This is a genomic window from Klebsiella sp. 54, from assembly GCF_018223875.1.
Taxonomy (GTDB): domain Bacteria; phylum Pseudomonadota; class Gammaproteobacteria; order Enterobacterales; family Enterobacteriaceae; genus Klebsiella; species Klebsiella quasipneumoniae.
This window is the reverse complement of sequence record NZ_JAGRRA010000010.1, coordinates 407,809-429,417: the sequence shown is the minus strand read 5'-3', so window position 1 is coordinate 429,417 and position 21,609 is coordinate 407,809. Positions and strand designations below refer to the sequence as shown.

The 21,609-nt window shown below is 61.2% G+C and carries 15 protein-coding genes; 8 read left to right on the top strand and 7 right to left on the bottom strand.

The features are described from left to right. Positions 1 to 36 precede the first annotated feature (36 nt). From KHQ24_RS20455 to yegS, 8 genes are all read left to right on the top strand, one after another. Entirely contained in the window at positions 37 to 1,275 is a 1,239-nt protein-coding gene (locus KHQ24_RS20455) for an MdtA/MuxA family multidrug efflux RND transporter periplasmic adaptor subunit (protein ID WP_004201552.1), read from the top strand. Then, the gene (locus KHQ24_RS20450; RefSeq protein ID WP_017899361.1) at positions 1,275 to 4,397 is read left to right on the top strand and encodes an MdtB/MuxB family multidrug efflux RND transporter permease subunit; all 3,123 of its coding nucleotides are present in this window, start codon (positions 1,275 to 1,277) and stop codon (positions 4,395 to 4,397) included. The genes KHQ24_RS20455 and KHQ24_RS20450 overlap by 1 nt, the downstream gene beginning before the upstream one ends. Further along, positions 4,398 to 7,475 (top strand): multidrug efflux RND transporter permease subunit MdtC, encoded by a 3,078-nt coding sequence (gene mdtC / locus KHQ24_RS20445; protein ID WP_004201555.1) that lies wholly within the window; start codon positions 4,398 to 4,400, stop codon positions 7,473 to 7,475. Between the two features lies 1 nt (position 7,476). Further along, complete coding sequence (locus tag KHQ24_RS20440) at positions 7,477 to 8,892, top strand: MFS transporter (protein ID WP_211777440.1); 1,416 nt, start codon at positions 7,477 to 7,479, stop codon at positions 8,890 to 8,892. Continuing rightward, entirely contained in the window at positions 8,889 to 10,385 is a 1,497-nt protein-coding gene (gene baeS, locus KHQ24_RS20435; protein ID WP_017899359.1) for a two-component system sensor histidine kinase BaeS, read from the top strand. Before KHQ24_RS20440 ends, baeS begins: the two co-directional genes overlap by 4 nt. Beyond that, entirely contained in the window at positions 10,382 to 11,104 is a 723-nt protein-coding gene (gene baeR / locus KHQ24_RS20430) for a two-component system response regulator BaeR (protein WP_048295158.1), read from the top strand. The genes baeS and baeR overlap by 4 nt, the downstream gene beginning before the upstream one ends. Before the next feature lie 318 nt (positions 11,105 to 11,422). Beyond that, positions 11,423 to 12,784, top strand: a complete 1,362-nt coding sequence (gene yegQ / locus KHQ24_RS20425; RefSeq protein ID WP_211777439.1) for a tRNA 5-hydroxyuridine modification protein YegQ — start codon at positions 11,423 to 11,425, stop codon at positions 12,782 to 12,784. A 241-nt stretch (positions 12,785 to 13,025) separates the two neighbouring features. Then, on the top strand, positions 13,026 to 13,922 hold the full coding sequence (gene yegS / locus KHQ24_RS20420) for a lipid kinase YegS (protein ID WP_017899357.1): 897 nt from the start codon (positions 13,026 to 13,028) through the stop codon (positions 13,920 to 13,922). 240 nt (positions 13,923 to 14,162) lie between these two features. Here yegS and KHQ24_RS20415 read toward each other — a convergent pair whose 3' ends face one another. The 7 genes from KHQ24_RS20415 to KHQ24_RS20385 all read right to left on the bottom strand — a co-directional run bounded on the left by KHQ24_RS20415 (position 14,163) and on the right by KHQ24_RS20385 (position 21,574). Further along, positions 14,163 to 14,936 (bottom strand): ABC transporter ATP-binding protein, encoded by a 774-nt coding sequence (locus KHQ24_RS20415; protein ID WP_004180550.1) that lies wholly within the window; start codon positions 14,934 to 14,936, stop codon positions 14,163 to 14,165. Positions 14,937 to 14,946: 10 nt separating this feature from the next. Next, the gene (locus tag KHQ24_RS20410; protein WP_211777438.1) at positions 14,947 to 15,810 is read right to left on the bottom strand and encodes an ABC transporter ATP-binding protein; all 864 of its coding nucleotides are present in this window, start codon (positions 15,808 to 15,810) and stop codon (positions 14,947 to 14,949) included. Further along, positions 15,782 to 16,687 (bottom strand): ABC transporter permease, encoded by a 906-nt coding sequence (locus KHQ24_RS20405; RefSeq protein ID WP_004200464.1) that lies wholly within the window; start codon positions 16,685 to 16,687, stop codon positions 15,782 to 15,784. Before KHQ24_RS20405 ends, KHQ24_RS20410 begins: the two co-directional genes overlap by 29 nt. Continuing rightward, on the bottom strand, positions 16,684 to 17,721 hold the full coding sequence (locus tag KHQ24_RS20400) for an ABC transporter permease (protein ID WP_032456380.1): 1,038 nt from the start codon (positions 17,719 to 17,721) through the stop codon (positions 16,684 to 16,686). The genes KHQ24_RS20405 and KHQ24_RS20400 overlap by 4 nt, the downstream gene beginning before the upstream one ends. Then, complete coding sequence (locus KHQ24_RS20395) at positions 17,718 to 19,340, bottom strand: ABC transporter substrate-binding protein (RefSeq protein ID WP_004180553.1); 1,623 nt, start codon at positions 19,338 to 19,340, stop codon at positions 17,718 to 17,720. Before KHQ24_RS20395 ends, KHQ24_RS20400 begins: the two co-directional genes overlap by 4 nt. Positions 19,341 to 19,459: 119 nt before the next feature. Further along, on the bottom strand, positions 19,460 to 20,614 hold the full coding sequence (locus tag KHQ24_RS20390) for a mandelate racemase family protein (protein ID WP_087830660.1): 1,155 nt from the start codon (positions 20,612 to 20,614) through the stop codon (positions 19,460 to 19,462). Positions 20,615 to 20,911: 297 nt separating this feature from the next. Continuing rightward, positions 20,912 to 21,574, bottom strand: a complete 663-nt coding sequence (locus KHQ24_RS20385; RefSeq protein ID WP_017899354.1) for an HAD family hydrolase — start codon at positions 21,572 to 21,574, stop codon at positions 20,912 to 20,914. Positions 21,575 to 21,609: the final 35 nt, after the last annotated feature.

The window sequence follows — 21,609 nt, the reverse complement described above, 5'->3', positions numbered from 1 at the left end:
ATTCAGCGAAACGCTTCAGGATGAGACCGTAAACTAATGAAAGGCAGTAACATACGTCGTTGGGGCGCCGCGCTGGCGGTAGTGATTATCGCCGGGGCCGCCTACTGGTTCTGGCACGATCGTGGAACGAGCGGCAGCGGGACGCCCGCCGCCGGGCAGGGTCCGCAGGGGCCGGGTGGCGCGCGCCATGGCCGCTTTGGCGGCGCGCTGGCGCCGGTGCAGGCCGCCACCGCGACCGAACAAGCGGTCCCGCGCTATCTCACCGGGCTGGGTACCGTGACGGCGGCCAATACCGTCACCGTGCGCAGCCGGGTCGACGGCCAGCTGCTTAGCCTTCACTTCCAGGAGGGTCAGCAGGTCAAAGCCGGCGATCTGCTGGCGCAGATCGATCCCAGCCAGTTTAAAGTCGCCCTCGCCCAGGCGCAGGGTCAGCTGGCGAAAGATAACGCCACTCTGGCGAATGCCCGCCGCGATCTCGCCCGTTACCAGCAGCTGGTGAAAACCAATCTCGTCTCCCGCCAGGAGCTCGACACCCAGCAGTCGCTGGTGGTGGAATCCGCTGGCACCGTAAAAGCCGATGAAGCAGCCGTCGCCAGCGCCCAGCTGCAGCTGGACTGGACGCGCATCACCGCGCCGATCGACGGCCGCGTTGGGTTAAAGCAGGTCGATATCGGCAACCAGATTTCCAGCGGGGATACCACCGGGATTGTGGTTCTCACCCAGACGCATCCGATCGACGTGGTCTTTACCCTGCCGGAAAACAGCATCGCCACGGTGGTGCAGGCGCAGAAAGCGGGTAAAGCGCTCAGCGTCGAAGCCTGGGACCGCACCAATAAGCAGAAAATCAGCGTCGGGGAGCTGCTGAGCCTCGACAACCAGATCGATGCGACCACCGGGACCATCAAGCTGAAGGCGCGCTTCAGCAATCTGGACGACGCCCTGTTCCCCAACCAGTTCGTTAACGCCCGCCTGCTGGTGGACACCCAGCAGAACGCGGTAGTCATCCCTGCCGCCGCTCTGCAGATGGGCAACGAAGGGCATTTTGTATGGGTGCTGAACGATGAGAATAAGGTCAGCAAACACAGCGTCACCCCGGGGATCCAGGACAGCCAGAAAGTGGTCATCAGCGCCGGGCTTTCCGCCGGGGATCGCGTGGTCACCGACGGGATTGACCGCCTGACCGAAGGGGCGAAAGTGGAAGTTGTCACCGCCAGCGGCAGCGAGCAGGCGCAGCCCGCCCCGCGCCAGAGCGGTAAACACGGAGCGCGTTCCTGATGCAGGTGTTACCCCCAGGCCGCACCGGCGGCCCGTCCCGGCTGTTTATTATGCGTCCGGTGGCCACCACGCTGCTGATGGTGGCGATCCTGCTGGCCGGGATCATCGGCTACCGCTTTCTGCCGGTCTCCGCCCTGCCGGAGGTCGATTACCCGACCATCCAGGTGGTCACCCTCTATCCGGGCGCCAGCCCGGACGTGGTGACCTCCGCCATCACCGCCCCGCTGGAGCGCCAGTTCGGCCAGATGTCCGGCCTCAAGCAAATGTCATCGCAAAGTTCCGGCGGCGCCTCGGTCGTCACGCTCCAGTTCCAGCTGACCCTGCCGCTGGACGTTGCCGAGCAGGAAGTGCAGGCGGCCATTAACGCCGCCACCAACCTGCTGCCGAACGATCTGCCCAACCCGCCGGTCTACAGCAAGGTGAACCCGGCGGATCCGCCGATCATGACCCTCGCCGTTACCTCCTCCGCGATCCCGATGACCCAGGTAGAGGATATGGTGGAGACGCGGGTGGCGCAGAAGATCTCTCAGGTTTCCGGCGTCGGTCTGGTGACCCTCGCCGGCGGCCAGCGCCCGGCGGTGCGGGTGAAGCTTAACGCCCAGGCCATCGCCGCCCTCGGCCTGACCAGCGAAACCGTGCGCACCGCCATCACCAGCGCCAACGTTAACTCGGCGAAAGGCAGCCTCGACGGCCCGGCCCGCGCGGTAACGCTTTCCGCTAACGATCAGATGCAGTCCGCTGAGGATTACCGCCGCCTGATTATCGCTTATCAGAACGGGGCGCCGATCCGGCTCGGCGATGTCGCCAGCGTCGAACAAGGGGCCGAAAACAGCTGGCTCGGGGCGTGGGCCAACCAGCAGCGGGCGATCGTGATGAACGTCCAGCGTCAGCCTGGGGCCAACATCATCGACACCGCCGACAGCATTCGCCAGATGCTGCCGCAGCTCACCGAGAGCCTGCCGAAATCGGTGAAGGTGCAGGTTCTCTCCGACCGGACCACCAACATTCGCGCCTCGGTGCGCGACACCCAGTTTGAGCTGATGCTGGCCATCGCCCTGGTGGTGATGATCATCTACCTGTTCCTGCGCAACGTGCCGGCGACCATTATTCCCGGCGTCGCGGTGCCGCTGTCGCTGGTGGGTACCTTCGCGGTGATGGTATTCCTCGACTTCTCGATCAACAACCTGACGCTGATGGCCCTGACCATCGCCACCGGCTTTGTGGTGGATGACGCCATCGTGGTGATCGAGAACATCTCGCGCTATATCGAGAAAGGCGAGAAGCCGCTGGCCGCTGCGCTGAAAGGCGCGGGAGAAATCGGCTTCACCATCATCTCCCTCACCTTCTCGCTGATCGCGGTGCTGATCCCGCTGCTGTTTATGGGCGATATCGTTGGCCGCCTGTTCCGCGAATTCGCCGTTACCCTCGCCGTCGCCATCCTGATCTCGGCGGTGGTCTCCCTGACCCTGACGCCGATGATGTGCGCCCGCATGTTAAGCCACGAATCGCTGCGTAAGCAGAACCGCTTCTCGCGGGCCAGCGAGCGCTTCTTCGACCGGGTGATCGCCGTCTATGGCCGCTGGCTGAGCCGGGTGCTGAACCATCCTTGGCTGACGCTCGGCGTCGCCCTGAGCACCCTGGCGCTGTCGATCCTCCTGTGGGTCTTTATCCCGAAAGGCTTTTTCCCGATCCAGGATAACGGCATTATCCAGGGCACCCTCCAGGCGCCGCAGTCGGTCTCCTTCGCCAGCATGGCCCAGCGCCAGCAGCAGGTTTCCGACATTATTCTCAAGGATCCGGCGGTGGAGAGCCTGACCTCGTTCGTCGGCGTCGACGGCACCAACCCGGCGCTGAACAGCGCCCGCCTGCAGATCAACCTCAAGCCGCTGGATGAACGCGACGACCGCGTCCAGACGGTGATTAGCCGTCTGCAGCAGGCGGTGGCCGGTGTCCCGGGCGTGGCGCTCTATCTGCAGCCGACCCAGGATCTGACCATCGACACCACGGTGAGCCGCACCCAGTACCAGTTCACTCTGCAGGCGAACTCCCTCGAGGCGTTGAGCACGTGGGTGCCGCCGCTGCTCAGTCGCCTGCAGGCTCAGCCGCAGCTGGCCGACGTCAGCAGCGACTGGCAGGACAAAGGCCTGGCCGCCTATATCAAGGTGGATCGCGACAGCGCCAGCCGCCTCGGCATCTCGATGGCCGATGTCGATAACGCGCTGTACAACGCCTTCGGCCAGCGGCTGATCTCCACCATTTACACCCAGGCGAATCAGTATCGCGTGGTGCTAGAGCAGGATACCGAAGCGACGCCGGGCCTGGCGGCGCTGGATAATATCCGCCTGACCAGCAGCGACGGCGGCATCGTGCCGCTGACCGCCATCGCCACGGTGGAGCAGCGCTTTACCCCGCTGTCGGTGAACCACCTCGATCAGTTCCCGGTGACCACCATCTCGTTTAACGTTCCGGACAACTACTCACTGGGCGAAGCGGTAGAGGCTATCCTCACCGCCGAACAGTCGCTGGATTTCCCGAGCGATATTCGCACTCAGTTCCAGGGCAGCTCGCTGGCCTTCCAGTCGGCGCTGGGCAGCACCGTCTGGCTGGTCGTGGCCGCGGTAGTGGCGATGTATATCGTCCTGGGGGTGCTGTATGAGAGCTTTATCCATCCGATCACCATTCTCTCCACCCTGCCCACCGCGGGGGTCGGGGCGCTGCTGGCGCTGTGGCTGGCGGGCAGCGAGCTGGACGTGATCGCCATTATCGGCATCATTCTGCTGATCGGCATCGTGAAGAAGAACGCCATCATGATGATCGACTTCGCGCTGGCCGCCGAGCGCGAGCAGGGCATGCCGCCGCGGGAGGCGATCTACCAGGCCTGCCTGCTCCGCTTCCGACCGATCCTGATGACCACCCTCGCCGCCCTGCTCGGTGCCCTGCCGCTGATGCTGAGCACCGGCGTCGGCGCGGAGCTGCGGCGTCCGTTGGGGATCGGCATGGTTGGCGGCCTGATGCTCAGCCAGGTGCTGACCCTGTTCACCACCCCGGTGATCTATCTGCTGTTCGACCGCCTGTCGCTGCACCTGAAGCGCCGCTTCCCGCGTCAGGAAGAGGAGGCGTAAGTGAAGTTTTTCGCCCTCTTCATTTACCGCCCGGTGGCGACGATCCTCATCTCGCTGGCCATCACCCTGTGCGGCATTCTCGGCTTCCGGCTGCTGCCGGTGGCCCCGCTGCCGCAGGTCGATTTCCCGGTGATCATGGTCAGCGCCTCGCTGCCGGGGGCCTCGCCGGAGACCATGGCTTCGTCGGTGGCCACCCCGCTGGAGCGCTCCCTGGGGCGGATTGCCGGGGTCAATGAGATGACCTCCTCCAGCTCGCTGGGCAGCACCCGCATCATTCTCGAGTTTAACTTCGACCGCGATATCAACGGCGCGGCGCGCGACGTCCAGGCGGCGATCAACGCCGCGCAAAGCCTGCTGCCGAGCGGGATGCCCAGCCGGCCGACCTACCGCAAAGCCAACCCGTCGGATGCGCCGATCATGATCCTGACGCTGACCTCGGACACCTACTCCCAGGGTGAGCTGTATGATTTCGCCTCCACCCAGCTGGCGCAGACCATCGCGCAGATCGACGGCGTCGGCGATGTCGACGTCGGCGGCAGCTCTCTGCCGGCGGTGCGCGTCGATCTCAACCCGCAGGCGCTGTTCAACCAGGGCGTGTCGCTGGACGCGGTGCGCACCGCCATCAGCGACGCCAACGTGCGCAAGCCGCAGGGGGCGCTGGAGGACAGCGCCCACCGCTGGCAGGTGCATACCAACGATGAGCTGAAGACCGCCGCCGACTATCAGCCGCTGATCGTCCACTACCAGAATGGCGCCGCGGTGCGGCTGGGGGATGTCGCCACCGTCTCGGATTCGGTGCAGGACGTGCGCAACGCCGGGATGACCAACGCCAAGCCGGCGATCCTGCTGATGATCCGCAAACTGCCGGAAGCCAATATCATTCAGACGGTGGACAGCATCCGCGCCCGCCTGCCGGAGCTACAGCAGACCATCCCGGCGGCCATCGACCTGCAGATCGCCCAGGATCGCTCGCCGACCATCCGCGCCTCGCTGGAGGAGGTGGAGCAGACGCTGGTGATTTCGGTGGCGCTGGTGATCCTGGTGGTGTTCCTGTTCCTGCGCTCCGGACGCGCCACGCTGATCCCCGCCGTCGCCGTTCCGGTTTCCTTAATCGGCACCTTCGCCGCGATGTACTTATGCGGTTTCAGCCTCAATAACCTGTCGCTGATGGCCCTGACTATCGCTACCGGCTTCGTGGTGGATGACGCCATCGTGGTGCTGGAGAATATCTCCCGCCATCTGGAGGCGGGGATGAAACCGCTGCAGGCGGCGCTGCAGGGAAGCCGCGAGGTCGGCTTTACCGTGCTGTCGATGAGCTTGTCGCTGGTGGCGGTGTTTCTGCCGCTGCTGCTGATGGGCGGCCTGCCCGGCCGCCTGCTGCGCGAGTTCGCCGTCACCCTGTCGGTGGCGATCGGCATCTCGCTGGCGGTCTCCCTCACCCTGACGCCGATGATGTGCGGCTGGCTGCTGAAAAGCGGCAAACCCCACCAGCCGACGCGCAACCGCGGCTTTGGCCGCCTGCTGGTGGCCGTACAGGGCGGCTATGGTAAATCGTTAAAATGGGTGCTGAAGCACAGCCGCCTGACCGGCCTGGTGGTGCTGGGCACCATCGCCCTCAGCGTCTGGCTCTATATCTCGATCCCGAAAACCTTCTTCCCGGAGCAGGACACCGGCGTGCTGATGGGCGGCATTCAGGCCGACCAGAGCATCTCCTTTCAGGCGATGCGCGGCAAGCTGCAGGACTTTATGAAAATCATTCGGGAAGATCCGGCGGTGGATAACGTCACCGGATTTACCGGCGGCTCGCGGGTCAACAGCGGGATGATGTTTATCACCCTCAAGCCGCGCGACCAGCGCCACGAGACGGCGCAGCAGGTGATCGACCGGCTGCGCAAAAAGCTGGCCAACGAGCCCGGGGCTAACCTGTTCCTGATGGCGGTGCAGGATATCCGCGTCGGTGGCCGGCAGTCGAACGCCAGCTATCAGTACACCCTGCTGTCCGATGACCTGTCGGCGCTGCGCGAGTGGGAGCCGAAGATCCGCAAAGCGCTGGCGGCGCTGCCTGAGCTGGCGGACGTCAACTCGGATCAGCAGGACAATGGCGCCGAAATGGACCTGGTCTATGACCGGGATACCATGTCGCGCCTCGGCATCAGCGTTCAGGACGCCAACAACCTGCTGAACAACGCCTTCGGCCAGCGGCAGATCTCCACCATCTACCAGCCGCTTAACCAGTACAAGGTGGTGATGGAGGTGGATCCGGCCTACACCCAGGACGTCAGCGCCCTGGATAAGATGTTTGTCATCAACAGCGAGGGCAAGCCGATCCCGCTGGCCTACTTCGCCAAATGGCAGCCGGCCAACGCCCCGCTGTCGGTGAACCACCAGGGGCTGTCGGCGGCGTCCACAATCTCCTTTAACCTGCCCACCGGCCGCTCGCTGTCGGAAGCCAGCGAGGCGATTAACCGCGCGATGACCCAGCTCGGGGTGCCGTCCACCGTACGTGGCTCCTTTGCCGGTACCGCTCAGGTGTTCCAGCAGACCATGAACGCGCAGGTGATCCTGATCCTCGCGGCCATTGCCACGGTCTATATCGTGCTGGGGATGCTCTACGAGAGCTATGTACATCCGTTGACCATCCTTTCGACGCTACCCTCCGCCGGGGTGGGCGCGCTGCTGGCGCTGGAGATATTCGATGCCCCGTTCAGCCTAATCGCCCTTATCGGGATCATGTTATTAATTGGCATCGTGAAGAAAAACGCCATCATGATGGTTGATTTTGCCCTTGAGGCGCAGCGCACCGGCAACCTGACGCCGGAAGAGGCGATTTTCCAGGCCTGCCTGCTGCGTTTCCGGCCGATTATGATGACCACCCTCGCCGCGCTGTTCGGCGCCCTGCCGCTGGTGCTCTCCGGCGGCGACGGATCCGAACTGCGCCAGCCGCTGGGGATCACTATCGTCGGCGGTCTGGTGATGAGCCAGCTGTTAACGCTCTACACCACGCCGGTGGTCTATCTTTTCTTTGACCGTTTGCGGCTGCGTTTTTCGCGTCATTCCACTCAACCGGTAAGCGAATAAGATGACAGACCTCCCGGCCAGCGTGCGCTGGCAGCTATGGATAGTGGCGTTCGGCTTCTTTATGCAGTCGCTGGACACCACCATCGTCAACACCGCCCTCCCCTCGATGGCCAAAAGCCTTGGGGAGAGTCCGCTGCATATGCATATGATCATCGTCTCCTATGTCCTGACGGTGGCGGTGATGCTGCCGGCCAGCGGCTGGCTGGCCGACCGGGTCGGGGTGCGCAATATTTTCTTTACCGCCATCGTGCTGTTTACCGCTGGATCGCTGTTTTGCGCCCAGGCCAGCACCCTTGACCAGCTGGTGATGGCGCGGGTGCTGCAGGGTATCGGCGGCGCGATGATGGTGCCGGTCGGTCGCCTGACGGTGATGAAGATCGTCCCGCGCGATCAGTACATGGCGGCGATGACCTTCGTTACCCTGCCGGGCCAGGTCGGCCCGCTGCTCGGCCCGGCGCTGGGCGGGGTACTGGTGGAGTACGCCTCCTGGCACTGGATCTTCCTCATTAACATCCCGGTGGGGATCGTCGGCGCCATCGCCACCCTCTTCCTGATGCCCAACTACACCATGCAGACCCGACGCTTCGATCTCGCCGGCTTTGTGCTGCTGGCGGCCGGGATGGCGACCCTGACCCTGGCGCTGGATGGCCAGAAAGGGCTCGGCATTTCCCCCGCCTGGCTGGCGGGACTGGTGGCCGTCGGCCTCGCCGCCCTGCTGCTCTACCTGTGGCACGCCCGCGGTAACGCCCGGGCGCTGTTCAGCCTTAACCTGTTTCGCAACCGCACCTTCTCCCTTGGCCTCGGCGGCAGCTTCGCCGGGCGCATCGGCAGCGGCATGCTGCCGTTTATGACCCCGGTGTTCCTGCAGATCGGCCTCGGTTTTAGCCCCTTCCACGCCGGGCTGATGATGATCCCGATGGTGCTCGGCAGCATGGGGATGAAGCGGATCGTGGTCCAGGTGGTCAACCGCTTCGGCTACCGTCGGGTGCTGGTCGCCAGCACTCTGGGGCTGGCGGCAGTCAGCCTGCTGTTTATGTTTTGCGCCCTGGCGGGCTGGTATTACGCGCTGCCGCTGATCCTGTTTCTGCAGGGGATGATCAACGCCAGCCGCTTCTCGTCGATGAATACCCTGACCCTGAAAGATCTCCCGGACGATCTGGCCAGCAGCGGCAACAGCCTGCTGTCGATGGTGATGCAGCTGTCGATGAGTATTGGCGTGACCATCGCCGGGCTGCTGCTGGGGCTGTACGGCCAGCAGCATCTGAGCCTCGACGCCGCCGGCACCCATCAGGTCTTTCTCTATACCTATCTGAGCATGGCGGCGATCATCGCCCTGCCGGCGCTCATCTTTTCCCGGGTACCGGATGACGTCGGCAGCAATACCGTCATCCGTCGACGCAACAGGAGTGGATCGTGAAATTTTGGCGCCCGGGCATTACCGGCAAGCTGTTCCTCGCTATTTTCGCCACCTGCATCGTGCTGCTGATCAGCATGCACTGGGCGGTTCGCATCAGTTTCGAACGCGGGTTTATCGATTACATCAAGCGCGGCAATGAGCAGCGGTTAACCATGCTTAGCGACGCGCTGAGCGAGCAGTATGCCCAGCACGGCAGCTGGGCGTTTCTGCGCAACAATGACCGCTTTATCTTCCAGCTGCTGCGCACCTTCGAACGGGATAATGACGACCGCTCGCCGCCGGGGCACGCCATGAAGCCGGGGGCGATGGACGCGCCAGACGCCGGTCCCGATGGGCCGCCGCCGGATGGTCCCCCTGACGGCCCGCGCCCGAGGCCGGAAATGCCGCCCCACGGCTGGCGCACCATGTTCTGGGTGGTCGATCAGTCTGGCCGGGTGCTGGTGGGCCCCCGCGAGCGCGTGCCGGAGGACGGCAGCCAGCGCAGCATTATGGTCAACGGCGTGGAGGTAGGCAGAGTGATCGCCTCGCCGGTGGAGCGGCTAACCCGCAATACCGACATTAACTTTGACCGGCAGCAGAAGCGCACCAGCTGGCTGATTGTCGCCCTCGCCACCCTGCTTGCCGCGCTGGCCACCTTCCCGCTGGCCCGCGGCCTGCTGGCGCCGGTGAAACGGCTGGTGGAAGGCACCCATAAGCTGGCGGCGGGCGACTTTTCCACCCGCGTGACGGTGACCGGCGGCGATGAGCTCGGCCGCCTGGCGCAGGATTTTAACCAGCTCGCCAGCACCCTGGAGCGCAACCAGCAGATGCGTCGCGATCTGATGGCCGATATCTCCCATGAACTGCGTACCCCGCTGGCGGTGCTGCGCGGCGAGCTGGAGGCGATTCAGGACGGGGTCCGGCGTTTTACCCCTGAATCCATTCCCTCTCTGCAGGCTGAAGTGGCCACCCTCACCAAGCTGGTAGACGATCTCCATCAGCTGTCGATGTCCGATGAGGGAGCGCTGGCCTACCAGAAAACCTCGCTGGATATCATCACCCTGCTGGAGGTGGCTGCAGGCGCTTTTCGCGAGCGCTTCGCCGGCCGGCAGCTGAGCATCCAGGTGTCGCTCCCGGAGCAGGCGATGATCTTCGGCGACCGCGACCGCCTGATGCAGCTCTTTAACAATCTGCTGGAAAACAGCCTGCGCTATACCGACAGCGGCGGCAGCCTGCACATCACCGCCCGCCGCAGCGGACGGATGCTGGTGATCGACTTCGCCGACAGCGCCCCCGGGGTCAGCGATGAGCAGCTGGCCCGCCTGTGCGAGCGCTTTTACCGGGCAGAAGGATCGCGCAACCGCGCCAGCGGTGGCTCCGGCCTTGGGCTGGCGATTTGCCTCAATATCGTAGCGGCCCACGGCGGCACCCTGCGTGCCGACCATTCGCCTTTTGGCGGGGTTAGCATTAAAGTTGAGTTACCTCTGGAACATGATTTACCGAGAGACGTATGACTGAATTGCCTGTAGATGAAAACACCCCGCGCATTCTTATCGTGGAAGATGAACCCAAGCTCGGCCAGCTGCTGATTGATTATCTGCAGGCCGCCGGCTATGCGCCTACGCTGATTAACCATGGCGACAAGGTCCTGCCCTACGTTCGCCAGACTCCGCCGCACCTGATCCTGCTGGATCTGATGCTGCCCGGTACCGACGGCCTGACGCTGTGCCGCGAAATTCGCCGCTTCTCCGACGTTCCGGTGGTGATGGTGACGGCGAAAATCGAAGAGATCGACCGCCTGCTGGGGCTGGAGATTGGCGCCGACGACTATATTTGCAAGCCCTATAGCCCGCGGGAAGTGGTCGCCCGGGTGAAAACCATTCTCCGCCGCTGCAGGCCGCAGCGCGACCTGCAGGCGCTGGACGCGCAGAGTCCGCTGATTGTCGACGAGGGCCGTTTTCAGGCCTCGTGGCGCGACAAGCTGCTGGACCTCACTCCCGCCGAGTTCCGGCTGCTGAAAACCCTCTCCCAGGAGCCGGGGAAGGTCTTCTCCCGCGAACAGTTGCTCAACCATCTGTATGACGACTATCGGGTAGTCACCGACCGCACCATCGACAGCCACATCAAGAACCTGCGGCGCAAGCTGGAGGCGCTGGACGCCGAACAGTCGTTTATCCGCGCCGTGTACGGGGTTGGCTACCGCTGGGAAGCCGACGCCTGTCGGCTGGCGTAGTGAGCCTTTTCCCGGCTCGCGCTGCGCTTAGCCGGGCTACAAGTCCACCGCCCTCTGCAATCCGTAGCCCGGGTAAGGCGTGTACGCCGCAACCCGGGAAACTCCATAGAGTCTATCCCACCAGGCGTTATGAGCGCTGTCAGTGTGAGCACTGCCCAGGTTCAAAATGGCAAACAAATTAGCCATACTGAAAGATACCCATCTGATATTTACTCCCCTTCGCCGCGGCGCTACAATGCCCGCCCTTAATGTGGGGACACTCCCCAACTCGCCGCACCCGGTGCGGCGAATCTGACCTGTCATCAGAACGAGAACACCATGTTTAAACCAGAACTCCTTTCCCCGGCGGGAACGCTGAAGAATATGCGTTACGCTTTCGCCTATGGCGCTGATGCCGTTTATGCCGGCCAGCCGCGCTACTCGCTGCGCGTGCGTAACAACGAATTCAATCACGAAAATCTGCAGCTCGGCATCAATGAAGCCCACGCGTTGGGTAAAAAATTCTATGTGGTGGTCAACATCGCCCCGCATAACGCCAAGCTGAAAACGTTTATTCGCGATCTGAAGCCGGTGGTGGAGATGGGTCCGGACGCGCTGATCATGTCCGATCCGGGTTTAATCATGCTGGTGCGGGAAAACTTTCCGGATATGCCGATCCATCTTTCGGTGCAGGCCAACGCCGTCAACTGGGCGACGGTCAAATTCTGGCAGCAGATGGGCCTCACCCGCGTGATCCTGTCGCGTGAACTGTCGCTGGATGAAATCGAAGAGATCCGCCGCCAGGTGCCGGAGATGGAAATTGAGATTTTCGTCCACGGCGCGCTGTGCATGGCCTACTCCGGCCGCTGCCTGCTCTCCGGGTATATCAACAAGCGCGACCCGAATCAGGGAACCTGCACCAACGCCTGCCGCTGGGAATACAACGTGGCGGAAGGTAAAGAGGACGACGTCGGCAACATCGTTCACAAATATGAGCCGATTCCGGTGCAGACCGTGGAGCCAACCCTCGGCATTGGCGCGCCGACCGATAAAGTCTTTATGATCGAGGAAGCCAAACGTCCGGGCGAGTACATGACCGCCTTCGAAGATGAGCACGGCACCTACATCATGAACTCGAAAGATCTGCGGGCTATCGCCCACGTTGAGCGTCTGACCCAGATGGGCGTTCACTCGCTGAAGATCGAAGGCCGCACCAAATCCTTCTACTACTGCGCGCGCACCGCCCAGGTTTACCGCAAGGCGATCGATGATGCCGCCGCCGGCAAACCGTTCGATACCAGCCTGCTGGAAACCCTTGAGGGGCTGGCCCATCGCGGGTACACCGAAGGCTTCCTGCGCCGCCATACCCATGACGATTACCAGAACTACGAATATGGCTACTCCCTCTCCGAACGCCAGCAGTTTGTCGGCGAATTCACCGGGGAGCGGAACGGCACGCTGGCGGCAGTGGCGGTCAAAAATAAGTTCAGCGTTGGCGACAGCCTTGAACTGATGACTCCGCAGGGTAACGTCAACTTCACCCTCGAGCACATGGAAAATGGCAAAGGCGAAGCCATGCCGGTGGCCCCGGGCGACGGCTATACCGTATGGTTGCCTGTGCCGGACGACCTGCCCCTGCAGTATGCGCTGCTGATGCGCAACTTTACTGGTCAGACAACCAGAAACCCGCACGGTAACTAGTTAATTTGCGTTATTTTTTCACGATGTAAGGATATTAGAATCGGATCACATACCGTTTCGATCGAAACAGGTATCATCCATTTCGCTGAAAAACATAACCCATAATGCTAGTTGTACCAGGAACCACCTCCTTAGCCTGCGTAATCTCCCTTACGCGGGCTTATTTTTTTGCCTCTCTCCCGGCCTTCGCTTGCGTCATGCGGTACACTTTATGCAACATTGAGCAATAAAGGTTCCCTTGATGATGTCTACGTTTCCTGCCAGCTTACTGATCCTTAACGGCAAAGGTGCCAATGAACCGCAGCTACGCGAAGCGGTTAACCTGTTACGCGATGAAGGGATTGATATTCACGTCCGCGTGACCTGGGAAAAGGGCGATGCCGCGCGGTTTATCGATGAAGCCCTGCAGCTGAACGTTGAAACGGTGATCGCCGGCGGCGGCGACGGCACGATTAATGAAGTGGCGACCGCGCTGGTGGAGCGCGGCAGCAACATGGCGCTGGGGATTTTACCGCTGGGCACGGCCAACGACTTCGCCACCAGCGTCGGTATTCCACAGGATCTGGCCAGCGCCCTCAAGCTGGCGATCGTCGGTCGCGATGTGCCGATAGATATCGCCCGGGTTAATGATAAGACCGGCTTTATTAATATGGCGACCGGCGGGTTCGGCACCCGGATCACCACCGAAACGCCGGAAAAGCTCAAAGCCGCGCTCGGCGGTGTCTCTTATTTAATCCATGGCCTGATGCGCATGGATACCCTGAAGCCGGACCGCTGCGAGATCCGCGGGGAGAACTTTCACTGGCAGGGCGATGCGCTGGTCATCGGCATCGGCAACGGCCGCCAGGCAGGCGGCGGCCAGCAGCTATGTCCGGAGGCGTTGATTAACGATGGTCTGCTGCATCTGCGCATTTTCACCGGCGAAGAGCTGATCCCTGCCCTCTTCAGCACCCTGGCGAATCCGGAAAACTCGCCGAATATTGTCGACGGCGTCTCCTCGTGGTTTGAGATCACCGCCCCCCATGAGATGACGTTTAACCTCGACGGCGAGCCGCTCAGCGGCAAAACCTTCCGTATGGAGCTGTTACCGGCGGCCCTGCGCTGCCGGCTGCCGCCCGACTGCCCGCTGCTACGCTGATCAGGCTTCGCAAAGCAAAGACGGTGCCCGGCTGGTATACAGCAGCCGGGTTCGTTGATTGAGCCTCTGAATGTTAAGGTAAAACGGCACCTGCGGCTGCAGGAAAAACCTAGGCAGGATATCGATCCAAACAACGCGCTTACATTAATAGACGATACCCACAACCACAAAAAACCTATAACATCAAATAGTTACCTATTAGAATGGGCGCATCTGCCGTGAGACAATGCGCCATAAAGCTTAGTATTCCGCCACCTCACGCGCCATTTCGCGCGTATATTGCCGACTGGCGTTAACCAGCATCTGCGTATAGGCCGTCTGCGCCTGGCCGCTGACCAGCGCATCGACCGTCAGGGTTTCGAGGATCTTCCCGTACTGCATCACCGCCACTTTCTGGCATAAGTGGGCAATAACCCCAAGATCGTGGGTGACCATCAGGTAAGTGAGCTTAGCCTCCCGCTGCAATTCTGCCAGCAGGTTAAGGATCTCAGCCTGCACCGACACATCCAGCGCCGACGTCGGCTCATCCAGCAGCAGCACCTGAGGCTCAAGAATCAGCGCTCTGGCTATCGCCACGCGCTGCCGCTGCCCGCCGGAGAGCTGATGCGGATAGCGCTCGCGAAAGGCGCGGTTGAGGCCAACTTTATCCAGCAGCACATTGATCCGCCGGTCGCGGTCGTTGATACGATGGATCTGCAGCGGCTCTTCGAGGATATCGCCAATGGTGTGACGGGGATGCAGCGATCCGTAGGGGTCCTGAAATACCATCTGCACCTGACGGCAGCGCTCGCGGCTAATTTCATGCCCTAAGGGCTGAGCATCGATGGTCAGTTCCCCCTGCCAGTGGGTAAACAGCCCCGCCAGGCACTTGAGCACCGTCGTTTTACCGGAACCGGACTCTCCTACCAGACCGTAGATCTCGCCGGGCTTAACGTGGAAACTGACGTCATACAGCACCTGGTTACGCTTCTCCCCCTCGCCAAACGCGAGGTTGAGATGTTGAACTTCAATCATTATCCGCTCCTTAATCCGTTAACCAGCTGGCCTGACGCTGCAGCACCGGCAGTATCGGGCGACGATGCTGCATATCCGGCAGCGAGTTAATCAATCCCTGAGTGTAGGGGTGACGGGCGTGATCGAGATCTTTAGCGGCGATGGACTCCACTACCCGTCCGGCGTACATCACCAGCACTCGGTCGCAGAAGCTGCGCACCAGGTTGATATCGTGGCTGATAAAAATCAGCCCCAGCCCGCGCGACTGAACCAGGTCATCCAGCAGGCCCAGCACCTGCAGGCGCACCGACACGTCCAGCGCGGAGGTGGGCTCATCGGCAATGATCAGCTCCGGGTCGGTAATCAGCATCATGGCGATCATGATGCGCTGCCCCTGTCCGCCGGATATTTCATGCGGATAAAGCTGATAAACGCGCTCCGGCTGGCGAATACGCACCACCTCCAGCATCTCCAGCGCCCTGGCTTTCGCCTCATCTTTGCGCCCGGGATGATGAGTAAGCCAGGCCTCGGCGATTTGCTTACCCACGCAGACCACCGGACTAAGCGAATATTTCGGGTCCTGCATAATCATAGAGATACGTTTGCCGCGTACGCCGCGCATCTGCGCTTCGCTAAGATGCTGCAGATCGAGGTCGGCAAACTGCATCCGGCTGGCGCTGACGCGGGCCTTTTTCGGATGCAGCTGCAGCAGCGCGCGCCCAACGGTGGACTTACCCGAACCGGACTCGCCGACAATAGCCAGCTTCTCATGCCCCAGCTGGAAGGAGACGCCGCGCACGGCGTGGGTCACCGCGCTACCGTTAACAAAGTCGACGCACAAATCGCGCACGTCGAGCAGCGGTGCATTATTCACTACGGGGATCGAGGATGTCACGTAGGCCATCTCCTAAGAAGTTGAACGCTAAGCTATTGATCAAAATCGCCAGCCCCGGAATGGTTACGACCCACCAGCACTCCATCATATAAGTGCGCCCGCTGGAGATCATCGCTCCCCACTCCGGCTCTGGCGGCTGCGCGCCGAGGCCGAGAAAGCCTAGGCCGGCCGCGGTCAGAATGATCCCGGCCATATTCATGGTGATACGGATAATGACCGAGGGCAGACACAGCGGCACGATATGGCGCCAGAGGACGCGGGCCGATGAAGCGCCCTGCAGACGCACGGCGGAGATAAAATCAGCCTGGCGCAGAGAGAGCGTTTCGGCGCGCGCCAGACGGGCAATCGGCGGCCAGGCGGTCAGCGTGATGGCGATAACCACGTGCTCCAGCCCCGGTCCTAAAGCGGCGACAAACGCCAGCGCCAGGACCAGACTCGGGAAGGAGATGAAAATATCGGTGACGCGCATCAGCACCATATCGACTTTACCGCCGAAATAGCCGGCACTGACGCCCAGCAGCAGTCCGAGCGGACCGACGGTCACTGAGACCAGCAGCACGATATAGAGCGTGATGCGGGAGCCGTACACCAGGCGACTAAAGATATCTCGGCCAAACTCATCGGTGCCGAACCAGTGCTGCGCATTCGGCGCGACCAGCGCACTATTCAGGTCCTGTACCAGCGGGTTATAAGGCGCAATCAGCGGCGCGAAAATCGCCACCACCAGCAGCATAAAGATAATTCCTCCGCCGATGGCCGTGAGCGGATTGCGCGCCATTTTGCCGATAAACCCGACGGCCCGCGCCGCCGCGCGTTGCAGCCGCTGACGGCCTTCGCCCGCACCACCTGAAAGCGGCGAATCCAGAGAAACGGTCATGATTTTGTCCTCGGGTCAAAGAATTGATACAGCATGTCGGAGAGCAGGTTGAGCATCACGAAGATCACCCCCACCAGCAGCACGCAGCCCATCACCGCATTCATATCGCCCAGCAGCAAGCTTCCGGTAAGGTAGGAGCCAAACCCCGGCCATGAGAAGACGGTTTCAATCAGCACCGCGCCTTCCAGCAGCGCGCCGTAGGCCAGCGCCACCACCGTCAGCAGTTGCACGAGGATGTTACGAAACGCATGGTTCCAGATAACCTGGCGCTCGGTCAGCCCTTTCACCCGGGCGGTAATAATGAACTCCTGCGACAGCTGGGCCAGCATAAAGCTGCGGGTCATACGGCTGATATAAGCCAGCGAGTGAAAACCCAGCAGCGAGGCGGGAAGAATCAGATGATTAATGGCGTTCCAGAACACCTGGCCGTTGCCGGCCAGCAGCGCATCAACGGTCATCAGCCCGGTGCAGCGCGGCACCACACCATCCAGCCCGAGCTCTACCCTCCCGGCGCCGCCTACCCAGCCAAGCCAGGCATAGAACACCAGCAGCCCCATCATCCCGACCCAAAAGATCGGCATCGAGTAGCCCGCCAGGCTGATAATGCGTACCACATAATCGGAGACGCTATTGCGCCGCGCCGCCGCCAACACGCCCAGCGGAATACCAAGACCCGCGCCGACAATAATCGCCATCGTTGCCAGCTCCATGGTGGCCGGGAAGACGCGGATAATATCGTCCACCACCGGTTTCCCGGTCAGCAGCGCGTTGCCCAGATCGCCGTGCAACAGGTTGACGAAATAGATGCCAAACTGGGTGGTCAGCGATTTATCAAACCCCAGCTGCTGGTAAACCTGCTGATAGGTACTCTGGTCAGCATCCGGGCCGACAATCGCCAGCACCGGGTCGATGGGCATGACGCGGCCAATGGTAAAGGTCAGCAGCAGCAGGCCGAACAGTGTAATCACCACCTGCAGTAGCCGTTTTGATAAGCGCCGGCCGCGTGAGCCGGGCGCAAGGATTGCGGTACTCATCCTTTCTCTCCTTCGCGGACTTTATAGACGTCACGCAGAAAAGTGGTGGCGGAGGGGTGCGGCTGATACTCCCGTACCTCGTTGCGCACGACGACCGAATCAACCATCTGCGAAAGCGGAATTAAAGCCGGAACCAGCTGGTCGTAGCGTGTCTGGATGGCCTGGTAGTCAGCCACCTGTTTTTGCGGATCGCGTTCCAGCAGGGCCTGGTCAATCATCGTATTCAGTTGCGGGTCGTAAAAACCGGTACGCCAGCCCTGGAAGTTGGTCAGGCGCGCCTTATCGCTGTTATCCGGGTTATAGACCAGCGCGCGCAGGCTGGAGTGCGGATGCGGCTCCATCCCGCTGCCGCCGCGACCTACCAGCAGGTCAAATTTACGCTCGCGCATTGCGCCGTAGATCTGGTTACCAGTGCCGGTGATGATTTTGGCGTTAATCCCCGCCTGCATCAGCGTCGACTGCACGGCGATAGCGATGTTAAGAAATGGCTGATCGGAGAGTACCCGCAGCGTGGTATCAAAGCCGTTGGGATATCCCGCTTCCGCCAGCAGCTTTTTCGCCCGCGCCACATCCAGCCTGTAGCCGGGATCGGGTAGCGTGGACGGCATTCCCGCTTTGATAGGCCGCTGGTGCAGCACGCCGTAGCCCGGCATCAGCGCTTTATTGATACCCTGGTAATCAATCAGATAGCGCACCGCCTCGCGCACTTTCGGATTGGCGAAGTGCGCCTCTTTCATGCTCATCGCCACGTAGTACATGGTGCCGCGCTGCACCGCATCGACGGTCAGCTGCGGATCGCTGCGCAGGGCGTTGATATCGGAAACCGCCATATTGTTGGCAATATCAAGGTCGCCTTTTTCGATCATCAGGCGCAGAGTTTGCGACTCCTGGAAATGACGCAGTACCACGCGGCTCATTTTCGCCTCGCCGCGCCAGTAGTCAGGGTTGCGCTTCATGCGCAGCACATCTTTCGCCTGCCAGGTTTCGAGGATAAACGGCCCGGAACCGGCTTCATGGGTGGTTAGCCAGCGGTTACCCCAGTCGTTATCCTGCTGGTGGCTTTGCACCGTTTTACTGTCCAGCACTCCGAGGTTGCCCAGCGCCGCCAGCGAGTAAATCACCAGCTGCGGATCGTTATCTTTGGGTAATACGATTTGCACCGTGAAGCGGTCCGGCGCGCTGACCTGGCTGTCGATATTTTTCTTACTGAAGCCATAGGATTTCCATACTGAGGCCTGGGCCAGGTTGAGGTGCAGGATGCGCCGCATTGACCACACGACGTCGGCGGCGGTCAGCGGGTTGCCGGAGTGAAACTTAACGTCATCGCGCAGATGAAAGGTCAGGGTTTTGCCGTCGGGGCTGATATCCCAGGATTTCGCCAGCGCGGGCCTGACGGTGGTGAGCTGCTCAGGGTCAAGCTCCACCAGCGAGTCGTAGAGGTTGACCACGATCCCCACCACTTCGTTACCGGTCATCGCCGCCGGGTCAAGGGTGAGCAGGTTATTCATATTCATGCCGATGATCAGCTGGTCGGGCGGCGTTTTCGCCACCGCCTCCCCGCTCCCCATCGACATGGCGAGCGCGAGAATACACGCTCCCAGTAAGGAGGTTTTTTTCATATCTCTGTTTGCCTGTACTGTAGGGTACATGTTGCCGGATGGCGGCATTTTCGGCTTATCCGGTCTACCGGGCCGCAGGCTCGATAAGCGCAGCGCCATCGGGTATTTATTTTTTTAAATCAGTCGTGGCTAATGGTATTGGCTTCGATATACGCAAAATTAATGTCTTCACCGAGACCCGGACGTTGTGACAAATGCACAAATCCCTGGTCATCCATCGGGTCGACAATGCTGTTGAGATAGGCCGCCGGTTCATCGTAGTCGAGGAACGGATGCAGCAGGCCGCGCTCGTACCAGCGGCAGTTGCGGATCGCGCCCACCACCGCCAGGCTTGCCGCTCCGTTGCCGTGGACTTCGCAATCCATGCCGAAAGATTCCGCCAGCGCCGCCACCTTCATGGTCGGTGTAATCCCCCCCACGCCGTTAGCGCCGGCGCGCAGAATGTCGCAGGCCCCGGCTTTCACCCATTCGGCGCGCATGTGGTGCTTGCCGCCGAAGCTCTCCGGCCCGACGATGGGAATCGACAGGTTTTCCGCCAGCCACGCATAGGAGGACATCGAATCCTCCTCCATCGGCTCTTCAAACCAGGCGAAATTGAGTTTTTCCAGCTCTTTGCCGATCCACAGCGCCTCGGCGCGGCTGTACCAGTGATAGCCATCAATCATCAGGTCAATATCCGGCCCTACGGCTTCGCGCACCGCCGCGCAGGCTTTAATGTCCATTTTGGGATTGGGCGCAAAAGAGATTGGCGGCATCCAGGTGTGCAGCTTGATGGCCTTGTAGCCGCGGGCGACCAGCTTCTCAGCAAAAGCGGCATACTCTTCCGGGGTCGACAGGCCGCCCGGCAGATCGTCGCCGCACATGGTGCTACCGTAAGCCGGGACAGTGTCGCGATAGCCGCCGAGCAGCTTATAAACCGGCATCTTAAGGCTGCGGCCGATCAGGTCCCACAGCGCCTGTTCAACAAACGACAGCGCGCGCTCCGTTAGCTGATGTGCGCTGCCGCGCTGCCAGTGGTTAAGATCCTGCCAGATACGCTCACGGTTAAACGGGTCCTGTCCCACCAGCACTTTGCGAAAAAAAGTATTCACCACGAACGGGCGCACGACTTCCGGAGGCGCAAACGAAAAGCCCTGCGCCCCATCATCAGCGGTGATGGTCAGCATCGCCATTTTGGCCATGCTTTCAACCCCCGGATGGGAGTGCCCGGCGCTGTCGGAAACCCGACGAGTGGGATATTGGAAAACGGTGACATTCACAGATTCAATTTTCATGCTCGGTCCTTATCACGGCCAAATCCGATCGACATAATCAAATCGGCAAAGCGGTTTCACATTATTGAAAATACGTTTCAATATATAATCTAAGCACAACTTCGTAGTAGTGCCTCGGACAAACACCGCTAAGCAAGGCCATAAATTTGGGCATTGGCACAACAAGACGTGACTGTTTTCACAAAAGATGAGCGAAATGTGAGGCAGATCGACCAGGAGAAAAAAGGGCGTGAGCGCAGAGAAGAGATTAACCGACCAGCTACATCCCGGGAATGTCTGCGCCCACAAATGGCTGACTTAAACCGCCGCCGCTGGCTCCGCGCTAAGCGCTTCCAGCAGTTCAGGTAAGGTTTGATAGCGGCCAGCGGCGGCCTGAAAACGCGCGTGCTGGCTATCTTCTGCAATCACTATCGTGGCAATCCCCGCCGACTGGGCCGCGCAAAAGCCGGTAAAGCTATCCTCAATCACCAGACACTGGCTGGCGTTGAGATTGAGCTTCCGCAGCGTCGTGAGGTACACCGCCGGGTGCGGTTTGCCGCGTGGTTCATCATCTGCGCTGGAGATCGCGTCAAAAAAGTGCCAGAGCGAGAGCTTGTTCAGCACGGCGGCGATAACCTGGCGGGATGATGACGTGGCGAGCGCAATTTTATAGCCGGCAGCGCGAAAATAGCCTAACGCCTCCTGCACCCCACGCATCGGCTCGCCATCGGCGGCAATCAGGCCGGTGATGCGCTGCAATATGGCCTCTTCCAGCAGCGATGGGGCAAGGTTAAGCTGAAAATAGCGGCACCAGGTGTCGGCGATTTCGTCGAGGCGTTTGCCCTTGGTCAGGGTTTCACACTCAGCCACGCTCGCCGTTGCTCCCCACTGCGCGAGGGCGTCAATCTGCGCCTGGCGCCACAGCGCCTCGGAATCAATAATCACGCCATCCATGTCAAAAATAACCGCCTGCATACTCATTCGTTCACCTCATTAAGGCTGGCATGGAGCCCATG